At 26.5% G+C, this 19,642-nt stretch carries 28 protein-coding genes; 27 read left to right on the plus strand and 1 reads right to left on the minus strand.

What is annotated here, in order from left to right; all coding sequences use genetic code 11:
* Positions 1–365: 365 nt before the first annotated feature.
* A complete protein-coding gene (locus I2A75_RS10760; protein ID WP_195264468.1) occupies positions 366–824 on the minus strand; it encodes a DUF3888 domain-containing protein in 459 nt (152 codons plus the stop codon).
* 300 nt (positions 825–1,124) lie between these two features.
* Between I2A75_RS10760 and I2A75_RS10765 the strand changes: the two genes are divergently transcribed.
* From I2A75_RS10765 to I2A75_RS10895, 27 genes are all read left to right on the plus strand, one after another.
* Positions 1,125–1,787 (plus strand): ATPase, T2SS/T4P/T4SS family, encoded by a 663-nt coding sequence (locus I2A75_RS10765; RefSeq protein WP_347707766.1) that lies wholly within the window; start codon positions 1,125–1,127, stop codon positions 1,785–1,787.
* Positions 1,762–2,814, plus strand: a complete 1,053-nt coding sequence (locus tag I2A75_RS10770) for a type II secretion system F family protein (RefSeq protein ID WP_195264469.1) — start codon at positions 1,762–1,764, stop codon at positions 2,812–2,814. Before I2A75_RS10765 ends, I2A75_RS10770 begins: the two co-directional genes overlap by 26 nt.
* Positions 2,814–3,290: a type II secretion system protein gene (locus I2A75_RS10775; protein WP_195264470.1), complete on the plus strand. Its 477-nt coding sequence runs from the start codon at positions 2,814–2,816 to the stop codon at positions 3,288–3,290. Before I2A75_RS10770 ends, I2A75_RS10775 begins: the two co-directional genes overlap by 1 nt.
* Positions 3,287–3,727 (plus strand): type II secretion system protein, encoded by a 441-nt coding sequence (locus tag I2A75_RS10780; protein WP_195264471.1) that lies wholly within the window; start codon positions 3,287–3,289, stop codon positions 3,725–3,727. The genes I2A75_RS10775 and I2A75_RS10780 overlap by 4 nt, the downstream gene beginning before the upstream one ends.
* Entirely contained in the window at positions 3,684–4,205 is a 522-nt protein-coding gene (locus tag I2A75_RS10785) for a prepilin-type cleavage/methylation domain-containing protein (RefSeq protein ID WP_195264472.1), read from the plus strand. The genes I2A75_RS10780 and I2A75_RS10785 overlap by 44 nt, the downstream gene beginning before the upstream one ends.
* Positions 4,196–4,636, plus strand: a complete 441-nt coding sequence (locus I2A75_RS10790) for a hypothetical protein (RefSeq protein ID WP_195264473.1) — start codon at positions 4,196–4,198, stop codon at positions 4,634–4,636. The genes I2A75_RS10785 and I2A75_RS10790 overlap by 10 nt, the downstream gene beginning before the upstream one ends.
* 4 nt (positions 4,637–4,640) lie before the next feature.
* Entirely contained in the window at positions 4,641–5,270 is a 630-nt protein-coding gene (locus tag I2A75_RS10795; protein WP_195264474.1) for a hypothetical protein, read from the plus strand.
* Positions 5,248–5,661: a hypothetical protein gene (locus I2A75_RS10800; protein ID WP_195264475.1), complete on the plus strand. Its 414-nt coding sequence runs from the start codon at positions 5,248–5,250 to the stop codon at positions 5,659–5,661. The genes I2A75_RS10795 and I2A75_RS10800 overlap by 23 nt, the downstream gene beginning before the upstream one ends.
* Complete coding sequence (locus I2A75_RS10805) at positions 5,658–6,014, plus strand: hypothetical protein (protein WP_195264476.1); 357 nt, start codon at positions 5,658–5,660, stop codon at positions 6,012–6,014. Before I2A75_RS10800 ends, I2A75_RS10805 begins: the two co-directional genes overlap by 4 nt.
* A 158-nt stretch (positions 6,015–6,172) precedes the next feature.
* On the plus strand, positions 6,173–6,730 hold the full coding sequence (gene efp, locus I2A75_RS10810) for an elongation factor P (RefSeq protein ID WP_008679144.1): 558 nt from the start codon (positions 6,173–6,175) through the stop codon (positions 6,728–6,730).
* 144 nt (positions 6,731–6,874) lie between these two features.
* Positions 6,875–7,237: a CD1247 N-terminal domain-containing protein gene (locus I2A75_RS10815; protein ID WP_195264477.1), complete on the plus strand. Its 363-nt coding sequence runs from the start codon at positions 6,875–6,877 to the stop codon at positions 7,235–7,237.
* Positions 7,238–7,663: 426 nt separating this feature from the next.
* Positions 7,664–8,587, plus strand: a complete 924-nt coding sequence (gene spoIIIAA, locus I2A75_RS10820; RefSeq protein WP_195264608.1) for a stage III sporulation protein AA — start codon at positions 7,664–7,666, stop codon at positions 8,585–8,587.
* On the plus strand, positions 8,575–9,093 hold the full coding sequence (gene spoIIIAB / locus I2A75_RS10825; protein WP_195264478.1) for a stage III sporulation protein SpoIIIAB: 519 nt from the start codon (positions 8,575–8,577) through the stop codon (positions 9,091–9,093). The genes spoIIIAA and spoIIIAB overlap by 13 nt, the downstream gene beginning before the upstream one ends.
* A 14-nt stretch (positions 9,094–9,107) precedes the next feature.
* A complete protein-coding gene (spoIIIAC, locus tag I2A75_RS10830; RefSeq protein ID WP_195264479.1) occupies positions 9,108–9,305 on the plus strand; it encodes a stage III sporulation protein AC in 198 nt (65 codons plus the stop codon).
* A gap of 8 nt (positions 9,306–9,313) precedes the next feature.
* Positions 9,314–9,697, plus strand: a complete 384-nt coding sequence (spoIIIAD, locus tag I2A75_RS10835; RefSeq protein WP_195264480.1) for a stage III sporulation protein AD — start codon at positions 9,314–9,316, stop codon at positions 9,695–9,697.
* 8 nt (positions 9,698–9,705) lie between these two features.
* On the plus strand, positions 9,706–10,935 hold the full coding sequence (gene spoIIIAE, locus I2A75_RS10840) for a stage III sporulation protein AE (protein ID WP_195264481.1): 1,230 nt from the start codon (positions 9,706–9,708) through the stop codon (positions 10,933–10,935).
* Positions 10,936–10,943: 8 nt separating this feature from the next.
* Positions 10,944–11,522 (plus strand): stage III sporulation protein AF, encoded by a 579-nt coding sequence (gene spoIIIAF / locus I2A75_RS10845; protein WP_195264482.1) that lies wholly within the window; start codon positions 10,944–10,946, stop codon positions 11,520–11,522.
* Between the two features lie 13 nt (positions 11,523–11,535).
* Complete coding sequence (gene spoIIIAG / locus I2A75_RS10850) at positions 11,536–12,144, plus strand: stage III sporulation protein AG (RefSeq protein WP_195264483.1); 609 nt, start codon at positions 11,536–11,538, stop codon at positions 12,142–12,144.
* Positions 12,145–12,183: 39 nt separating this feature from the next.
* Positions 12,184–12,711 (plus strand): SpoIIIAH-like family protein, encoded by a 528-nt coding sequence (locus I2A75_RS10855; protein ID WP_195264484.1) that lies wholly within the window; start codon positions 12,184–12,186, stop codon positions 12,709–12,711.
* An 84-nt stretch (positions 12,712–12,795) separates the two neighbouring features.
* Complete coding sequence (locus tag I2A75_RS10860) at positions 12,796–13,182, plus strand: Asp23/Gls24 family envelope stress response protein (RefSeq protein ID WP_195264485.1); 387 nt, start codon at positions 12,796–12,798, stop codon at positions 13,180–13,182.
* Positions 13,183–13,308: 126 nt separating this feature from the next.
* Positions 13,309–13,713 (plus strand): transcription antitermination factor NusB, encoded by a 405-nt coding sequence (gene nusB, locus I2A75_RS10865; RefSeq protein WP_195264486.1) that lies wholly within the window; start codon positions 13,309–13,311, stop codon positions 13,711–13,713.
* A 21-nt stretch (positions 13,714–13,734) separates the two neighbouring features.
* Positions 13,735–14,583 carry a tetrahydrofolate dehydrogenase/cyclohydrolase catalytic domain-containing protein gene (locus I2A75_RS10870; protein WP_195264487.1) on the plus strand — a complete coding sequence of 283 codons (849 nt, stop codon included), beginning with the start codon at positions 13,735–13,737 and terminating at the stop codon, positions 14,581–14,583.
* On the plus strand, positions 14,573–15,772 hold the full coding sequence (xseA, locus tag I2A75_RS10875; RefSeq protein ID WP_195264488.1) for an exodeoxyribonuclease VII large subunit: 1,200 nt from the start codon (positions 14,573–14,575) through the stop codon (positions 15,770–15,772). Before I2A75_RS10870 ends, xseA begins: the two co-directional genes overlap by 11 nt.
* Before the next feature lie 15 nt (positions 15,773–15,787).
* On the plus strand, positions 15,788–16,000 hold the full coding sequence (xseB, locus tag I2A75_RS10880; RefSeq protein WP_195264489.1) for an exodeoxyribonuclease VII small subunit: 213 nt from the start codon (positions 15,788–15,790) through the stop codon (positions 15,998–16,000).
* The gene (locus I2A75_RS10885; protein ID WP_195264490.1) at positions 15,993–16,868 is read left to right on the plus strand and encodes a polyprenyl synthetase family protein; all 876 of its coding nucleotides are present in this window, start codon (positions 15,993–15,995) and stop codon (positions 16,866–16,868) included. The genes xseB and I2A75_RS10885 overlap by 8 nt, the downstream gene beginning before the upstream one ends.
* Positions 16,869–16,887: 19 nt before the next feature.
* Positions 16,888–18,756, plus strand: a complete 1,869-nt coding sequence (gene dxs / locus I2A75_RS10890) for a 1-deoxy-D-xylulose-5-phosphate synthase (protein ID WP_195264491.1) — start codon at positions 16,888–16,890, stop codon at positions 18,754–18,756.
* A gap of 2 nt (positions 18,757–18,758) precedes the next feature.
* A complete protein-coding gene (locus I2A75_RS10895; protein ID WP_195264492.1) occupies positions 18,759–19,568 on the plus strand; it encodes a TlyA family RNA methyltransferase in 810 nt (269 codons plus the stop codon).
* The last annotated feature ends 74 nt before the right edge of the window (positions 19,569–19,642 follow it).

The raw sequence follows: 19,642 nt of genomic DNA on the forward strand, positions 1-19,642 counted from the left end.
AGAGTTTTATACGACTTATATTATGATAATAGTTTTATTGAAAATATTTTTTGGTATAGAAAAGTATAGCAAGAAAATGAGTATAGTAGATAGAAAGTTGACTTAATAAGTAAATTTAAAGCTATACTACTTGAAGTATAAAAATATAGAGGTATTTTCTAGTGAAAATGCAATAAATTAAATTTAAAATTATTTAAAACACCGTATTATTTAAAAGTAAATATACGGTGTTTTTAGTGCACAATTAAAATAAATAAGTAATTGGAATATATTTCTAAGAAATATAAAAAATAATTATTAAATCTAAGTTAATCTACTGACTAGATAATAAATACTTAATATATTTTACTGTTAATTAAGATATATTAAAGTTTTAAATCTTTGTAATCTTCTTTTAAATTGGGAGGCATAGGAAAGCTTTCTATATGTTTAAATTCCTCAACCTTAGTTTCTCCTAGACTTACCCTTATAGTGATTTCATCAATACCTATTGTATTATGTGCGCCAACAAATGGTCTAATTTTAAGCCTTATTACAAAAGTAAATGATCTATAAGATGGTCTTTCTATACTTAGAAAAGCTATATCAAATAAATCATATAGAAGAGGTTTACCATAATGAATTGTTACTTCATTGGTAATTACAGGTTCAAGTAGTGTTACTATAATATCTTTGTATAGTTCTTCTATAGAACCTTCACTAGGAGCATGCTCATAATGTAACCCTTCAGTAGCATTATGAATTGGTTCAATGGCAAAGGCTGAGATTGGGAAAGAAATAAGTAAATTATTAAGCAGTAGATAAACAAATAATAGTTTCTTCATAATTAATCACCATCCAATGGTTATAGTATTCTACAGATACCTAAAAATTACTTAATTACTAAAGCTAGATTTTTTTAATGCGTCATTCAGAAAAATTACTTAATAAAGATATGAAAAGAAAATTGATAATAAGGATATCAATATGAAATAATCAAAAGACTATATTATATCTTTTAAATATGGTCTTTTGATTATTTTTATATTTTAAAAAACTAGGTCTTAAGAATAAAATTCCTAGTATCTTTTGTTTGTGTTAAAAAATTCCTACATTTATATAGTATATTTTAATATGCGAATTATATCAAAAATAATTGCTATTTAAAAACGATAGGAGATCCAGTGGAAGTAATAATTAAGGGTATAAATCAAGTTAGTTTAAATAGGAAAGCAAACATTACATTTGCAACTGGACTAAGAAGTATATTAAGACAAGATCCTGATGTTCTAATGATTGGAGAAATTAGAGATGAAGAAACTGCTAATATGGCAGTTACTGCATCTCTAACTGGACATAAAGTATACTCTACAATTCATACAAAGACTCCCCAAGAAGTATATTTTAGACTTGAAGATATGGGGGTAAAACAATATTTAATTAAGGATTCTTTGATTGGAATAATTTCACAGAGGTTGATAAGAGTACTTTGTGATAACTGCAAAAGAGAAGACATAAAATTTTATTTTAAAGGAAAAGAAGTAATAAATTATAAATCTATTGGATGCAGTAATTGTAACTATACAGGTTATAAAGGGAGAAAAGTAGTGAGCTCAGTTATATTTATTGATAAAGAAATCAAAAAAGATATTTCAAATATTTTCCAGGAAATAAGAGGTCTAAATAATGAAGAAATGATAGATAACTTAAATGAACTATTAACTGATGGAAAAATATCTGTTACAGATTACAATAATTTCATAATAGAAGAAGGTATTAGTTATGAAGAAAATAAAATTGATATTTAATAAGCCCGATTTTAATAGTTTAAGCTTATTATCAGGGAATATGGCAATGCTTCATAAAGAAGGAATTTCTCTTTTAATTATGATAGATTTAATTATGGAATTACCATTAAGAAAATCTTATAGAGAAAGTATGAAAAATATTAAAGACTTTATTGTTGAAGGAAAATCGTTAAATGAAAGCTTTAACGAATTTAATGATTTGTATCCAGAGTTTTTTGTTGGAATGGTCTCTATGGGAGAAAAAAGTGGTAATTTATCGGAAGTTTTAAAGGGTTTAGAAGAGTATTATGATAAAATTAGCTTTATCAAATCTACAATTAAAAATGTTTTATCATATCCAATCTTATTATTCTTATCTATTATTACAGTTTTTATATTCATTGCTTTTGTAACCATACCTAGTTTATATGATTTTTATCTTAACTTAAACATAGAAATACCTAGTGTGTGTAAGTTTCTTTATAATATTGTAAATTATATAAAAACTAATCCAATATATTCTTTGATATACTTTCTTTCTTGGGGAATTTTGCTACCATATATAATCTATAGGTTTTATTTAAAAGAGTATATCAAAGTGTTATTTAATAAAATAAAAATAATTAGAGAGTTTAACGAATTTGTTTTTATTTCACTTCTATCTATAATAATTAGAAGTGGTGTGAATTTGTCAAATGGATTAATGTACTCTGCAACAAGCTTTAAAAATTCAAATTTAAAAGAAAAATTCATACTCTTAAATTCAAGTATATTGAAAGGTGAAACAATATCTGAGAGCTTAAAGAAACAAGGTAACTATTCCAATTATACAATTTCTATAATAAAGCTGGGAGAAGAAGGTGGAGCTATGGATGAAAGATTAAAATCCCTTTCTACTCATTTAGAAAAGAAATTATTATCAGATATAAATAGATATATGGCAATTCTACAACCAGCATCAATTTTAATTATGGGTGCTTTTGTAATAATTTTTTTGATGATATTTATTGTTCCTTTATTTAGTTCATTATTAGATGGTGGATTATAATGAAAAAAGGTGGTTATACACTTATAGAATTGATAATAGTGTTATCAATAATTGCATTATTGGCAACAGTTGGCTTTAGTGGTGTTAAATATTTTAAGGATAAAAGTGAAAGTTTAAAACTTCAAAATAATGTGTATGAAGTTAGAGCATTGTTAAGTTTTGCAAAGAGCTATTGTAGGAAAAATAAAGTGGTTGGAAATATAGCTATAAATAAGAACAAGAAAGAAGTTGTATTTGAAGTGCTTGAATTAAATCATAAATTAACAAAGATATTAAAGCTGGATAATGATATTAATGTATCATCAAATTTTCAAGGTGGAATTAATAATATTAATAGAGAAGGTTTTATAAAGACAGCAGGAACTATAAGTTTATCATATAAAAATAATAAATTTATTGAAATAACAGTATCTGTTGGAAATGATATTATAAGAGGAAATGATATAGATGAAAATGAAGGAGATATAATAGATTGAAAAAAGGAAGTACTTTGGTTGAAAGTATAGTAGCACTTGGAATTTTATTAATTGCAGCAACTTTAGCAGTAGAAATTGGAATAGTTGCTGCTAAGTCTAGAAAAATAAGAAATATAAAAAATGAAGCAGATAGAGTAGCTTATGCAATAGAAAGTGAAATAAAATATAATGTTACATTAGAAGAACTAAATAGAGCTTTTAATGGAGGCAAATTATCGTATAACTACTCAAAAGATATTTTAAATAAACTTATTACCACACCTATACTAGAGATAGAGAGGGGGAATGGTATTACAGTGGAGAAGTTAAATAATTCCATTTTTACTGGTGAAAAAGCTTCAAAAGCAATTTTATTAAAAATAAGAGTTAGCGATGAAGAGGGAGGGATTTTATGTGAAAGAGAATTTATTAAATCTTATTGGATGGAAAAGAAGTAAAAGTAATAAAAGAAAGCGATGTTTTACTTTAATAGAACTTATTTTAGTTATGTTTATCCAATTAATTTTACTTAGTTTATCTTTTAAAATTGCCTTAACTGCTAATAAAAACTATACAAAATTAATAAAAGATGCATTATCACAAGATTCTTTTGATGATGCAATATTGAATATCGATAGATTGCTAAAAACACAAATGGTTAAATCAATAGAGATTCAAGAGAGTGACTTAAATAATAATGCTATGATAAAAATAACATACAAAATTGATCACAATAAAAATGAAGTTAAAGATAAAAGAATTTTTTTAGATAATGTAAATAGAAAAATAGTTTTAGAAACATATAAAGATGGCAAAAGAAAAGGTATTAACATAATAATGAGAGAAGTGTCTAGTTTTATAATAACGAAGAAAGAGAAAATATATTATTTAAAGATAAATAGTCTTAGTGGTGAGGAAAGAGTAATATGCATATAAAAAATGGGTTTAAAAAAAGAGGATATGCATTTATTGAAAGCTTAATAGTGTTCTTATTTGTAATTTTTATTGTAAACCTTTCAATAAAAATAATATACAATAACTATTTAAAATCTCAAAATTATTTAACATATAAGGATTTGTATACTCTAGAAGTAGATGAAGAAAGGGTTTTAGAAATTATAAATACTAAGGCAGAAGGTAATAATCTAGATCAGGAAAAACTTTTAAAGGAAGTGAATAAAAAAAAGTCTGAAGATTATCCTGAATTAACAAAAGTAGAATTCATATACCAAGATGGAAGCTATTACTTAAAAAAGAAAAAGGAAAATTCAGCTATGTATATTGAATTAAATGAAAATAAAGTTGATAATAAAACTTATTTTACCCCAACTACTTATAAAACTAAATATATTTATATAAAGGAGTAAAGAAATGGTTAATTCTATAGGTATATTTGAAAATAAGTATTATTGCAATGGATATGAGTATGAGTGCTATAATATAAATTCATTGTTAGAAAAGCTAGGTAGCAAAAGAAAATTATTAATCTTATCACAACAAATATTTATAAAGAAATATGAAATTTATAATAAAAGAATAAATGTTGATAGATTCATTGAAAAGAAGATATCAGAGGATTTCTCAGATAAGAAAAATTTATTATTTCATTATGAATTTTTAAAAAGTTCAAAGATTCTTTATATCTATTCTATAAGATGTGAAAACTTACTTGATTTATGTAAAGATATTAATTATCTTAAGGTAGAGCCAGTACAATTTTTAGTAAAAGAATATATTATAAAAAAGATAAAGGGAAGCAAATCATCAATAATAATATATAGAATTAAGGGATTATTTCATTTAATAAATATAGAAAATGGAGCTCTTGAAAATTCTTATATAACTAATGATGCTGAAGATATAAAGAAATTTATAATAGAGTATAAAACTCAAAATAAAAAGCTAATTATTGATAAAAGTATAAAAGATGTGACTGATAATAATTATGACTATATTATAAATATAGGAGAAAAAATTTATGAAAAAATATTTAAAAAATAAGAACTTTATACCAAATGAGTTTATAGAGAAGATAGGTATAAATGAAAATAAGAAAAATAACAAACTAATATTAATACTATTAATGCTAAATATAATAGTTATTCCTACATCAGCAAATAGAGTTTTACATAATAAAGAAAATGTAGAAGTATATAATAATAATTTAGATGATAATATAAATACTGAAAAAGGTTTTAAAAAAGAAGATATAAAGGAATTGATAAATAATATCTTACCTAATATTTTAAGTATGAATATACAAAATAATAATGGATCCATTAAGGTGAAGGGAAAAGAAAATGTTTTTATAATAGAAGAGAAAGGTATAATAAAGATAAAATCCATTATTAAAGATGAACAAAATGATTTCACATTAGAGGTTAGTATATGAAAAGAATTAAAACACTGCATTTGATAGTTATAGTTATAACAATTATCCAAGTATGTCTATTAATTTTTTATAAAAAAGATTTATCTAAAGAAGTTGTACCATGTATAACGGAAGTGAAAAATGTTAAATATATAAAAGATATAGAGAATGAATTTAATGATGTAAATAATTCAACGATATTAAGTTATAATAAGATAGATGAAAGTAATTGGATAGTAAAATGCGTCTTAAAAGGTGATAAAAATGAGATTCTAGATGCATTAAATAAATTAGATGATTACTATATAAATAATTATAATTTAAATTATGACAAAGAAAATATATTACTAGAGATGGAGTTAAAAAGTAAATAATGACAATATTTTTTAGAAGTTATTATAAGTAATTGCATTTATTTGTGAATTTTGATAAAATATTTTTGTTATGTCATAAACATTGTTGAAGTTATGACTATTTAGGTAACAAAGAGTTATACTAAATATATGGAATAAAGTTTTTGGAGGGATATTTAATGATATCAGCAGGAGATTTAAGAAAAGGTACTACTTTCGAGCATGAAGGACAAGTTTATACAGTAATAGACTTCTTACACGTTAAACCAGGTAAAGGTGCAGCATTTGTAAGAACAAAATTAAGAAATGTTATTTCTGGTGGTGTTACTGATACAACTTTTAACCCAACAGCTAAATTACAAGAAGCGGTAATTGAAAGAAAAGAAATGCAATACCTTTATTCAGATGGAGAACTATACTACTTCATGGATCAAGAAACTTTTGAACAAATTCCATTAAACTACGAAAAAGTAGAAGATGCTATAAAGTTCATAAAAGAAAATATGTTTGCTGTAATAAAGTTCTATAAAGGAGAAGCTTTCTCAGTAGAAGCTCCAAACTTTGTTGAATTATTAATAACTCAAGCAGACCCAGGAATAAAAGGAAACACTGCTACAAATGCAATGAAGCCTGCTACATTAGAAACAGGTGCAGTTGTAAATGTTCCTATGTTCGTTAATGAAGGAGACGTAATCAGAGTAGACACTAGAACTGGTGAATACATGGAAAGAGTATAATAACAAAAGCTAAGTTTTTACTTAGCTTTTTTATTCTATAAAAATTACAATAAAAGTTAAATAAACATAAATTTATATATAAAATATCCAATATTAGGGTATAATTTGAATAGACAGTATTTCTATTTAAAAGGAAGTGAAGATGTGAAGGATATAAAAGATAAAATAGAAAATATTAAAACTAATGTTACTAACATAAGTGATGATAAATATCAAAATATTTTTAGCAGTATTTTATCAGTTTTAGATGAAATGTCAGATGTAATTGAAGATATGAATAATAGACAAGATTATTTAGAAGAAAATGTGCAATACATAGATGAAGATCTTACAGGTTTACAAGATGAATTATTTGAAGAAGTTTCAATAGAAGATCTTATAGAAATGGAAGATGAATATATCGAAGTAAATTGTAAAAATTGCAATAAGCCACTTTTTGTTGAAAAAGATGCTATAGATAACAATAAATCAATACCTTGTCCATTTTGTCAGGAAGAAGCAATTTAATTAAATTAAGAATAAGAAATTATTATCAAAAAAACTATCAGTTGGTTAGCTGATAGTTTTTTTGTTTTAATAAGATTTTATATTGAGAATGAAATTTAAAATAACTTATATTACAGCTTAATAGCAAAATAATATTGATTTGTGAGTTACAATAAGTATTTAATATCTCATCTAATAAGTATATTAATATTGATTTTAATTATATAAATAATTAACTTAAGTAAATATAAAAAAATATACGAATACAAGAGAGAATTTTAAAATATTAATTAAACTAATAGATATTTATAAAAAACATATCTCTATAATTAACTTTAATTTTTTTTAGTTAATTAAAAATATTTTACATATTTTATTATAAGTATGAATATTATTTTATAGAGAGAAACAAGTTTGATATATAACATTAGAAAAGGAAGTGATGAAGTGAGAAATGAGGAGGAGATTTTAAAGGTATTGCCTTTAAAGATTAGTAATGAACTAAGAGAAATACTTTTAAAAGAACCTGTCCAAGAAATAAGGATAAAAGCTCATAAGCCGATAATAGTTAATTTAGCATATAAGGAAATAATATTAAAATATGTAACTACAGTTGATGATATAAAACAAATTTTAGTGAAGATATCAAATTATTCATTATACGCTTATGAAGAAGAAATAAAGCAAGGATATATTACAATTAAAGGTGGACATAGAATAGGAATAGCTGGAGAATGTGTTTTAGTAAATGGAGAGGTAAGAACTATAAGAAATATATCTTCTTTAAATATAAGAATATGTAGAGAAGTAATAGGATGCTCAAATGAAATTATGAAGTACATAACTAAAGAAGACAGAGTATTTAATACCTTGATAGTATCTCCACCTAAATGTGGTAAAACAACTATTTTAAGAGATATAGCTAAAAACATTTCAACTGGGATGCCTATTGTAAATTTGAAAGGGAAAAAAGTATCGATTATAGATGAAAGAAGTGAGATAGCTGCTTGTTTTAATGGAGTTCCACAATTAGATGTTGGGATTAGAAGTGATATTTTAGATAATTGCTTAAAAAAAGATGGAATGATAATGGCTATTAGGAGCCTATCTCCAGATATACTGATTTGTGATGAAATAGGAACTGATGGGGATATAGAGGCTCTTCACATGGCATTTAATTCTGGAGTTAATATTATTGTTACTATTCATGGATATAGTATAGATGATATATATAAAAGAAAAGTTTTTAAAGATTTATTAGAAAATTCTATTTTAGATAGAATAGTAATTTTAAGCAATAGAAATGGCGTAGGAACAATTGAGCAAATATATTCAATAGGATTGGAGGGGGAATTTAAGTGCTTAAGATAACAGCAGTTATCATTATATTTTTATCTTGTACCTATATAGGATTTTACTATGGTGAAAATTTTAAAAAGAGGAGTAAGCAACTTAATTCGATATTAAAATCAATTTTGTTTTTAAATAATGAGGTAATATATGCAAATACACCTCTTCCTGAAGCTTTAAAATATATTTCATTAAAGGTTGAAGCTCCTATAAATTCTATTTTATCAGCTGTGTCAGATAAGCTTTTGAATGGAGAAAGTACAAGTGTATATGAAGCCTTTGAAAATGAGTACAAAAACAATGAATCAGAATTTAATTTAAATGAAGAGGATAAAAGAATAATAAAAGATTTTTTGAGATCACTTGGGGAATCAGGAGTTTACGGACAAGATAAATTATTTAACCTAACAATAGAAAATATGAAATTAAACTGCAAATCTGCTGAAGAATTAGCAAAGAAAAATGTAAAGATGTATAGAGCTATAGGGGTATGTATAGGCGCTATGATTTCGATTTTTTTAATTTAGTAGGAGGGTAATAAATGCTAGACGTAACTATTATATTTAAAATAGGGGCTATGGGTGTCCTTCTTGTAGTCTTAGAGAAAGTATTAAAAGCTAGTGGTAAAGATGAAATTGCAACAATAGCAAATATTGTAGGGATAGTAATAATTCTAATTACAGTAATAAGCCTTATAGGAGATCTATTTAATACTGTAAGAACTATGTTTATGTTATAGGTGTTATTATGGATATTATTAAGATTGTTGCATTTGCTTTTGCTGCATTATTTATGTTTCTTCTCTTTAAAGATAAAAGAAGCGATATATCAACATTAATATCTTTATCTGCAGGAGCTATAATTTTCTTAGTTGTAATTACACAACTTAATGATGTAATTTACTTTATAAAGAATATAGCAGATAAAGCTAATATTGATATGGTATATATAGGAGTTGTTTTAAAAATACTAGCTATAGCATATTTAGCCACATTTTGCAGTGAAATATGCAAAGATGCAGGAGCTGCTAGTATAGCTAGTAAGGTTGAATTTTCGGCTAAAATTTTGATATTAACATTAGCAATACCAATACTTATGGCTGTCCTTCAATCAATTTTACAAATATTGTAGGTGTTTTTATGATAAAAAATATTTTCACAAAGAGAATTATATTAGTTATAAGTATAATTATTATAGCTTTTGTAGTTCTTCCTAGTAAAAGTGCTTTAGCTAATGAAAATGATATTAATAGTATAAATATTAATAATCAAACATCTAAGGAAGAAATTAAGATAGAAAATGAGGAAGTCAATAATAAATTAGATTCACTATATAACTATATAAATAATATGAAATTAGATATTGAGATAATGAATGACCTAGATCCAGTTGATTATATTAAGGGATATATAAAAAATGGAGAAGGAAATTTATCGTTTAAAACTATTAGCGATGCTGTTATAAGTTTCTTATTTAAGGAAGTTAAAACAGTACTTGCATTATCAATAAGCATAATAGTAATTGCAATAATATGTGCACTACTTAAAAATTTACAAACAGCATTTTCAAATGAAGGAATATCAAATATAGCATTCTTTGCATGTTATGCTTTACTGATAGTTATATTATCTAGAAGTTTCATAGTTTCTATAAATATAGCAACTAATATAATACAAGATTTATCAAATTTTATGAGTGCTGTTTTACCTGTATTAGTTATGATGATTGGAACAATTGGAGGATTTACACAAGCAGCAACTATGGATCCTATAGTAGTTGGAGCAACATTAATTATTCCAAGAATATATACAACAGTAATAATACCATTAATACTTATTACCTTTGTTTTAGAATTTGCAAACAATATTTCTACGGAACATAAAATAAGTAATTTGTGTAAATTAACAAAGCAAATTACTATATGGCTTCAAGGTATAATTCTAACTATCTTCATAGGATTATTAACGGTAAGGGGGATAACATCATCAACTATTGATGCTGTTACATTAAAAACTGCTAAATTTGCTATAGATAATTTTATACCTATAGTAGGAAAAGCTTTTTCAGATGCTATAGCGTCTGTAGCAGGATATTCACTAATAATAAAAAATGCTGTAAGCTCTATTGGATTAATCATAATAATACTTATGATGCTATATCCTATAATAAAGTTAGTATTAATTTCATTTGTATATAAATTGACAGCAGCAATTATAGAGCCAATAAGCGATAAAAGAATAACAAGTTCAATAGCATCAGCAGGTGATTCATTGATACTTATAATGTCATGTGTATTATCGGTAAGCCTCATGTTCTTTGTATTACTTGGAATTATGGCATCAGCAGGCAAATTTGTTATAGGAGGGTAAAGAGGGATATGGAAGAAATAAAAGGATTTGTAATAACCCTAGTTACTATGCTTATATTAATGACGGCAATTGAATTTATAGCTCCTGATAACAATATGAAAAAGTACTTAAAATTTGTTTTAGGCTTAATTCTTATATCTGTTATGTTATCTCCAATAATTTCTTTGTTTAGTAAAGGTGAAGAAAGTATTTCTTTACAGATACAAAATTATATAGAGCTTAGCGAAAATGAAAGTGTCGAAGTAAGTAAGAATTATAAGATTAATAATGAAAATGCATTTAAGGAAAATTTAGAGCAAAATTGTAATAGACTTTTAAAAGAAAAGTTTTCTGATAAAGAATTTATTAGTGACATAGATTGTAAAGTTGATATGAGTAACATTAACTACTCTATTGAAAAAGTTCAAATAGGGGTTAAAAATAAAGATGTTTCGAAAGTACAAAAGATAATTATAAATGCACAGGAAGACAGTCAAAGCGTATCTTCTCAGGATGGAAAAGTAAATAACGAAGATGAAATAATAAGTTACTTAGCAGAAGCTTTAAATGTTTCTCAAGATAAAATAGAAGTGTATAAAGTAAATTGATGGGAGTGAGAAAATGGGGAAAGGTGATTGGAAAAAAGAGCTAGCTAACGTTATAAATGATAAAAAGTTTTTAAATGCAGTTTGTATTGCATTAGTCTTAGCTTTTGTTTTATTAGCTATTAGCTTTTTGACAACTGGCAGAAAAAAAGAAACAAAACCAACAAGTGTAAACACTACTACGCAAAATTCATCTGATTTACAAAATCAATCAGATGAAATAATGGATAGTTATGAAGCTCAAGAAAAAAAAGAGTTGAAAAATCTTTTAACAAAAATAGAGAACGTAGGAGAAGTTGAGGTTATGATTTACTTTAAAAGTGGAGAAGTAAAGGTTCCAGCAACAGAAAATACTACCCAAGAAGCAACAACAGAAGAAACAGATAATCAAGGTGGAAAGAGAACGAATACTCAGCAAACTGGTGGAAGTAAAGTTGTTATGGCAGGTGATGGAAGCAAAAATGAACCATATATTTTACAGACTAATAAGCCAGAAATTAGTGGAGTGGTTATAGTAGCCGAAGGCGCAAGCAGTAGTAAAGTTAAATATGATATACAGGTAGCTGTGTCTAGTTTATATGGAATTTCTATAGATAAGGTTAATGTATATCCTATGAAAAATTAGCATATAATTAAAATGAAAAAAAGATGGGGGGAAATTAAAATGACAAAAAAACAATTTGGTATTATTTTCACACTAATGGCTCTTATAGTATGTGTAGGAGTTATTGCAGCAAAATTAAATAAGACGGGGTTAAATGATCCAACAGATTTTAGCCAAGTAATATCACAAGGAACAGAAGAAGATAAGGATAATGAAAAGAAAGATGATAAAGAAACCTTAGGAACTCAAGATTATTTCTATAGCTTAAGAAGTGAAAGAGATCAAAAGGACGCAGCAACTATCCAACAATTAACTTCATTAAAAAATGATGTAAATACATCTCAAGAACAAAAAGATCTTGCAGATAATGAATTAAGAGAAAAGACTATGCTTATAGATAAAGAAAGTAGAATAGAAGTAAATGTTAAAAATCAAGGATTTGAAGATGCATTATGCTCAATAGAAGGTAATAAAGTTAGAATAGTTGTTAAAGCTGATGAAGTAACAGAAGCTGATAGTGCAGCAATTCAAGAAATAGCTGAAAATGTTTCTGGGATTAGTGATGTGATAATAGAATCAAAGAAATAATTCATTGTAATATAATTATTGGTTTGATATAATAAACATAAGAAAAAAAGAGTTTTGTCATCAAAACGCTTAGGAGGTAAGTACATGGAAAATAAAAACTATGATGATAATCTAGGGATAGTAAAAATTTCTGATGAAGTTGTTAGTGTAATAGCAGGAATTGCAGCTGAAGAAATTAAAGGCGTAGAAGACTTACAACAAATGGGTGGTAACAACATATCACAATTGCTAAAAGGTAAGAAGAATGTGGGAAAAAATGTAAAAGTAACATTAAGCGAAAATAGTGCTATAATAGATTTAAATTTAGCAGTAGAGTATGGTGTAAAAATACCAGAAGTAGTAAATGCAGTTCAAGAAAATGTTAAAAAGACTGTTGAAGCAATGACTGGATTGAATGTTGAATATGTTAATATAAATGTTCAAAGCATTTACTTACCAAAAACTGAAAAAGAAGAAAGTAAGGAAAATTAATTTCACCCTCTGATTTTTCAGAGGGTGTTTTCCTTGTGCTTTAAATAAATTTGTTGTAGTATATTTATGATTAGAAAGTTTTAGAAGGTTAATAATATTAGTAGTAAGAACACTTAGGAGGATAAGATGAATAGAAAAAGATCTAGAGAAATAGCCATGGAATTACTTTTTGGGATGACTTTAAGCAAAAATACATTAGAGGAAACAATAGAAACATTTATAGAAGATTATGAAATGAATTTAAAAACTATAGATTTAGAATACATAAAAGGGATTTTAGCTAAGGTTGAAGAAAATATAACTGTAATAGATAAAAAAATAGAAGAAGCATTAACAAATTGGAAGCTAGATAGAGTATCAAAGGTTAATCTTTCAATATTGAGATTAGCAATTGCAGAAATGCTTTATGTAGAAGACGTTCCAGAAAAGGTTGCTATAAATGAAGCAATTGAATTAACAAAAAAATATTCAGACGAAAAAAGTGTTTCATTTGTAAATGGAGTTTTAGATAAAGCATTTAAGAGTTTATAAAATGTAATGGGGGTATTTTTCATGGGGAAAATTTTAAATGGTAAAGAAATTTCAAATAATGTAAAAGAAGAAATAAAAGAGTACATATTAAAAAGAAAAGAGTTAGGGCTTAGACCTCCAAAGATAGTATCAATCTTAGTAGGAAATGATGGTGGATCTGTCTACTACATTAATAGTCAAGAAAAAGTAGCAACTTCACTTGGTTGTAATTTTGAAAAACTATTACTTAATGAAGATATATTAGAAGAGGAACTATTAAGAAAAATAGAACTATTAAATTCTGATGAAAAAGTAGATGGAATAATATTGCAACTTCCTCTTCCGCAAGGATTTAATGAGAAGAAAATAATAAATGCCATTTCCCCAGCAAAAGATATAGATTGTTTAACATATATTAATCAAGGCAAATTATATTGTAATGAAAAAACATATTTGCCTTGTACCCCAAATTCAATAATAACAATATTGGAGAGATCAAATATTGAACTTGAGGGTAAAAATGTTGTAGTTATAGGAAGAAGTAATATTGTAGGAAAACCAGTATCACAATTATTATTAAATAAAAATGCTACAGTTACAATTTGCCATTCAAAAACTAACAACTTAAAAGAAGTTTGTAAAGTAGCAGATATTATTGTAGTAGCAATAGGAAAGCCTAAATTTTTAACTGATGAATATGTAAATAGTAATTCTATAATAATTGATGTTGGAACCTCATCTTTAAATGGTAAAATTACTGGAGATGTAGATTTTGATAAAGTAGAGCCGATTGTACAAAAGATAACACCAGTTCCAGGAGGAGTTGGAGCTTTAACTACGACGCTACTTATAAAAAATTCATGTGAGGCGTTAGAGAACAATGAGAATTAAAACTTTAACAGTTAGTGAACTTAATAACTATATCAAAAAGACATTAGATAATGATTTTATTTTAAACAATCTTTTAGTAAAGGGAGAAATATCAAATTTAAAATATCATAGTAGTGGACATATATATTTTTCTTTAAAAGATTCAGTAAGTAAAATTAATTGTGTTATGTTTAAAAGTAATAGCGTGGATTTAGACTTTAAATTAACTGAAGGAATGGAAGTTGTAGCTAATGCTAGGTGCTCAATTTATCCAGGAACTGGATCACTTCAATTATATATAGAAAAGTTACAAAAAGAAGGTATTGGTGAACTACATATAAAATTTGAAAAACTTAAGAAAAAGCTTCAAGAAGAAGGTTACTTTGATGAGAAGTATAAAAAAACAATACCTAGAATGCCAAAGAGAATAGGGGTTGTAACATCAGAAACTGGGGCTGTTATAAGGGATATAATAAATGTATCAAAGCGAAGGAGTAGTTTAATTGATATTGTATTATATCCTGCTCTAGTTCAAGGTGAAGGCGCTTACAGAACAATAATCGATGGAATTAAATATTTCAATGATACTAAAAGTGTGGATGTTATAATAATTGGTAGAGGTGGAGGTTCAATAGAAGAGTTATGGAATTTTAATGAGGAAGCTTTAGCTAAAGAAATATTCAAATCTAAGCTACCTATAATTTCAGCTGTTGGGCATGAAGTTGATTTTACAATATCTGATTTTGTAAGTGACTATAGAGCATCAACTCCGTCTCAGGCTGCAGAAATTGCTGTGCCACTAGAAATTGATATAATAAATGAAATAGATAGCTATAACAAAAGAATAAATGAAATAGTATTTAATAAATTTAGTTATGAAAAAGAAAAGTTATCGAATTATAAAAAAATATTATCTTTAAATAGTCCAGAAGTAATTTTATCTAATTCTTATTTGGAACTAGATAGAATAGAAGATAGAATGAAAAAATTAGTTTTCAGTAGAATGGAAAAAGAAAAGATTAGAATTAAATCGTTAAATGATATTTTAGAGGCTCATAACCCAATAAATGTGTTAAAAAAAGGATATACATTTATTGAAGATAATGAAAAGAATATAATTTCATCTAAAGAAGATATAAAGGATTTAGATGAATTTAATATAATATTTAAAGATGGAAAAGTTAAAGGAAAAATTATTTCCATGGATTAAGGAGTTGAAGAGTTTATGGCAAAGAAAGAATCTTACGATGATATGGTTAAAGGCCTACAAACTATTTTGAGTAATATGGAAAATAATGAACTTCCGCTTGAAGAGTTAATGAAAGAGTACGAGAGTGGAGTTAAACTTATTAATAAATTATACAAGACACTAAATTCTTTAGAAGGAAAGCTAACAACAATAAAAGAGAATATGGAAGTGGAGCTAAAGAATGAGTAATATTATAGAAAAACATAGAGATTTTATAAATGAGTATTTAAATGTATATTTTAATGACAAAGGAAGTTATAATAAAATTATATATGATTCAGCAAGTTATAGTTTAAATATAGGAGGCAAAAGAATAAGACCTATATTATTTTTATTGACTTATGAATTATACAAAGAAAATTATAAAGACATAATAGAAATGGCCTCAGCAATAGAAATGATTCATACCTATTCTCTTATACATGATGATCTTCCATGTATGGACAATGATGATTTAAGAAGAGGAATGCCGACTAATCATAAAAAATTTGGTGAAAATATAGCCGTATTAGCAGGAGATATGCTATTAAATGAGGCAATGAGTTTAATGATGAAATTTTCTATAAAAAATGGTTCTAAAGCACTATTAGCATCAAGGGAAATAGCAGAAGCAGCAGGGCCAGAAGGAATGATAGGCGGGCAAATAGTAGATGTTATAAATGAAGGAAAGTTAATATCTAAAGAAGAACTTCTTTATATGCATAGTAAAAAAACTGGAGAACTAATAAGGGTATCTATTGTAGCAGCAGCTATACTTGCAGATGCTCCTAAAGAAGATATAGAAATTTTAAATGATTTCGGATTAAAGCTTGGTTTAGCATTTCAAATTAAGGATGATATCTTAGATATAACAGGGGATATTTCAAAGCTTGGTAAAAACACTAAAAGCGATGAAAATAATAATAAATCCAATTTTATATCTTTATTTGGGTTAGAATATTGTAAAAGAGAATGTGAAAATTTAACAAAAGAATGTATTGAATTGTTGAAAGGCCTTTCTGTAGAATCGATAAATTTAGAAACAATAACTTTAGATTTATTAAATAGAGAATTTTAATAGAAAGAAAGGTTTAATTATGGGTAAAATGTTAGATAAGATAACTTCTCCAAAAGAAGTTAAAGAGTTATCAAATGTTGAATTAGAAGTACTTGCTGGAGAAATTAGAGAATTTTTAATAGATAGTGTATCTAAAACAGGAGGACATCTAGCTTCTAATTTAGGAGTTGTAGAGCTGACTATAAGTCTATTTAAAAGTTTTAATTTAGAAAAAGATAAAATAGTTTGGGATGTTGGTCATCAAAGCTATGTTCATAAAATACTTACAGGTAGAAAAGATCAATTTAATAATCTTAGACAGTATAATGGATTAAGTGGATTCCCAAAGAGATGTGAAAGTAAATATGATGCTTTTGATACAGGACATAGTAGCACATCAATATCTGCTGCACTAGGAATGGCAAGAGCTAGAGATATTAAAAATGAAGATAATGAAGTTATTGCAGTTATAGGTGATGGAGCATTGACAGGTGGAATGGCTTTAGAGGCATTGAATGATGTAGGATTTAATAAGACAAAAATGATCGTTATTTTAAATGATAATCAAATGTCTATATCACCTAATGTTGGTGGATTATCAACACATTTAAATAACTTAAGGATGGAACCTAAATATAATAAACTAAAATCAAATATAAATGAAACCTTAAGTAATTCTAAAGCAGGTAAAAAAATTGCAAGTTGTATATCAAGATTTAAAGATAGTATTAAACAATTTGTAGTGCCATCTATGCTTTTTGAAGATATGGGATTAAAGTATATAGGACCTATAAATGGACATGATATAGAAATGATGACGGAAGTATTAGAAAAGGCAAAACAAATTAATGAGCCTGTTATAATACATGTGGTTACAAATAAAGGAAAAGGTTATGAATTAGCAGAAAAAAACCCAAATAAGTACCATGGAGTAAGCCCTTTTGATTTAGAAAGTGGAGAAGCATATATTCCTAGCGAAAGATCATACTCAAAGGTATTTGGTGATGCTATGATAGATTTAGCAAAAGAAGATGATAGAATAGTTGCAATAACTGCTGCTATGCCTGATGGAACAGGACTTAAGAGTTTTGCAAAAGAGTTTCCAAATAGATTTTTTGATGTAGGGATTGCTGAAGCACATGCAACAACACTTGCAGCAGGTCTTGCAAGTGCAAACTTAAAACCTATTTTTGCTGTATATTCTACATTCTTGCAAAGAGCCTTCGATCAATTAATTCATGACGTGTGTATTCAAAATATGCCAGTTATTTTTGCAATAGATAGAGCAGGATTAGTTGGAGAGGATGGAGAAACACATCAAGGAATGTTTGATTTATCCTATTTATCTCAAGTTCCCAATATGACTGTATTGGCGCCAAAACATTTAGATGAAATAAAGGTTATGTTAAAGTGGGCTCTTACACAAAATGGACCAGTAGCTATAAGATACCCTAGGGGTGCAGATTGTTGTACTGAAATGAATCCATTAACAAAAATAAGTTATGGTAAGTGGGAAAAAATTATAAGTGGAGAAAAGATTGCTATAATTGCAGTAGGAAAAATGCTTCAACATGCATTACTAGCTAAAGACATATTAAAAGCTAATGGAATTAATCCTACAATAATAAATGCTACATTTGTAAAACCATTGGATAATAATATGCTAGAGAGTTTAGTAGAAGAAGGCTATGATATAGTGACTATTGAAGATAATATAACTAATGGTGGATTTGGTAGCTATGTTCTAATGAAGTTATATGAGCTAGGCTTTAGAAATAAATTTGAAGCATTAGGATTCAAAGATAAATTTATTCCACAAGGAAATGTAGATTTATTATATAAAGAAAATAAATTAGATCCAGAAGGAATAGCAGAAGTTATCATAGAACTTAACAAAAAAAGGAGATAAAGATGTCTGGGAAAAAAGAAAGATTAGATATACTTTTAGTTGAAAAAGGCATATTCACATCAAGAGAACGTGCTAAAACTAACATAATGGCTGGTAAAATATTTGTAGACGGGCAAAGAGTTGATAAAGCTGGAGAAAAGGTTAGTGTCGATGCAGATATTATATTTAAAGGTCAGGAGATACCATATGTAAGTAGAGGTGGATTAAAGCTTGAAAAAGCTGTAAAGGAATTTGGAGTAAACTTAAAAGATAAGATTTGTATGGATATAGGAGCTTCTACTGGAGGATTTACTGATTGCATGTTACAAAATGATGCAAAGAAAGTGTTTTCAATTGATGTTGGATATGGGCAATTTGCTTGGAAGCTTAGAACAGATCCTAGGGTTGTTTGTATGGAACGTACTAACATCAGATATGTAACGCCTGAAACATTAGGAGAACTAACAGATTTTGCTTCTATAGATGTATCTTTTATTTCACTAAAGAAAATAATGCCTGCAACTTTAAGTTTATTAAATGAAAGTGGAGAAGTTGTTGCATTAATAAAGCCTCAATTTGAAGCTGGAAAAGAAAAAGTAGGAAAAAAAGGTGTAGTTAGAGATATTAATGTTCATAAAGAAGTAGTTTTAGACATAGTAGAATTTTTAATTAGTCAAAACCTAAATATTCTATCAGTTAGTTATTCTCCAATTAAAGGACCAGAGGGAAATATTGAATATTTAGTTTATTTCACTAAAGACACAAAGAAAGAATCAACATTTACATTAGATGATATAGAAAAAATAGTAAATGAATCTCATAATTCACTATAAAATATATTTAAAATAGTTTTTGTTTAAGGCTTCAGGATAATACTTGAAGTCTTAAATGAAATTTATATGAGATA

It is taken from the genome of Clostridium sp. 1001275B_160808_H3 (assembly GCF_015550425.1).
GTDB lineage: Bacteria > Bacillota > Clostridia > Clostridiales > Clostridiaceae > Clostridium.

Excerpts from the sequence above, each read along its gene's own strand:
- I2A75_RS10885 (WP_195264490.1), top strand. The coding sequence starts at position 15,993 with ATGAGTAATATTATAGAAAAACATAGAGATTTTATAAATGAGTATTTA.
- I2A75_RS10870 (WP_195264487.1), top strand. The coding sequence starts at position 13,735 with ATGGGGAAAATTTTAAATGGTAAAGAAATTTCAAATAATGTAAAAGAA.
- nusB (WP_195264486.1), top strand. The coding sequence starts at position 13,309 with ATGAATAGAAAAAGATCTAGAGAAATAGCCATGGAATTACTTTTTGGG.
- spoIIIAC (WP_195264479.1), top strand. The coding sequence starts at position 9,108 with ATGCTAGACGTAACTATTATATTTAAAATAGGGGCTATGGGTGTCCTT.
- I2A75_RS10775 (WP_195264470.1), top strand. The coding sequence starts at position 2,814 with ATGAAAAAAGGTGGTTATACACTTATAGAATTGATAATAGTGTTATCA.
- I2A75_RS10760 (WP_195264468.1), bottom strand. The coding sequence starts at position 824 with ATGAAGAAACTATTATTTGTTTATCTACTGCTTAATAATTTACTTATT.
- I2A75_RS10855 (WP_195264484.1), top strand. The coding sequence starts at position 12,184 with ATGACAAAAAAACAATTTGGTATTATTTTCACACTAATGGCTCTTATA.
- spoIIIAD (WP_195264480.1), top strand. The coding sequence starts at position 9,314 with ATGGATATTATTAAGATTGTTGCATTTGCTTTTGCTGCATTATTTATG.
- I2A75_RS10795 (WP_195264474.1), top strand. The coding sequence starts at position 4,641 with ATGGTTAATTCTATAGGTATATTTGAAAATAAGTATTATTGCAATGGA.
- dxs (WP_195264491.1), top strand. The coding sequence starts at position 16,888 with ATGGGTAAAATGTTAGATAAGATAACTTCTCCAAAAGAAGTTAAAGAG.
- xseB (WP_195264489.1), top strand. The coding sequence starts at position 15,788 with ATGGCAAAGAAAGAATCTTACGATGATATGGTTAAAGGCCTACAAACT.
- I2A75_RS10770 (WP_195264469.1), top strand. The coding sequence starts at position 1,762 with ATGAAGAAAATAAAATTGATATTTAATAAGCCCGATTTTAATAGTTTA.
- I2A75_RS10790 (WP_195264473.1), top strand. The coding sequence starts at position 4,196 with ATGCATATAAAAAATGGGTTTAAAAAAAGAGGATATGCATTTATTGAA.
- spoIIIAG (WP_195264483.1), top strand. The coding sequence starts at position 11,536 with ATGGGGAAAGGTGATTGGAAAAAAGAGCTAGCTAACGTTATAAATGAT.
- I2A75_RS10800 (WP_195264475.1), top strand. The coding sequence starts at position 5,248 with ATGAAAAAATATTTAAAAAATAAGAACTTTATACCAAATGAGTTTATA.
- I2A75_RS10895 (WP_195264492.1), top strand. The coding sequence starts at position 18,759 with ATGTCTGGGAAAAAAGAAAGATTAGATATACTTTTAGTTGAAAAAGGC.
- I2A75_RS10805 (WP_195264476.1), top strand. The coding sequence starts at position 5,658 with ATGAAAAGAATTAAAACACTGCATTTGATAGTTATAGTTATAACAATT.
- I2A75_RS10860 (WP_195264485.1), top strand. The coding sequence starts at position 12,796 with ATGGAAAATAAAAACTATGATGATAATCTAGGGATAGTAAAAATTTCT.
- efp (WP_008679144.1), top strand. The coding sequence starts at position 6,173 with ATGATATCAGCAGGAGATTTAAGAAAAGGTACTACTTTCGAGCATGAA.
- spoIIIAE (WP_195264481.1), top strand. The coding sequence starts at position 9,706 with ATGATAAAAAATATTTTCACAAAGAGAATTATATTAGTTATAAGTATA.
- spoIIIAF (WP_195264482.1), top strand. The coding sequence starts at position 10,944 with ATGGAAGAAATAAAAGGATTTGTAATAACCCTAGTTACTATGCTTATA.
- xseA (WP_195264488.1), top strand. The coding sequence starts at position 14,573 with ATGAGAATTAAAACTTTAACAGTTAGTGAACTTAATAACTATATCAAA.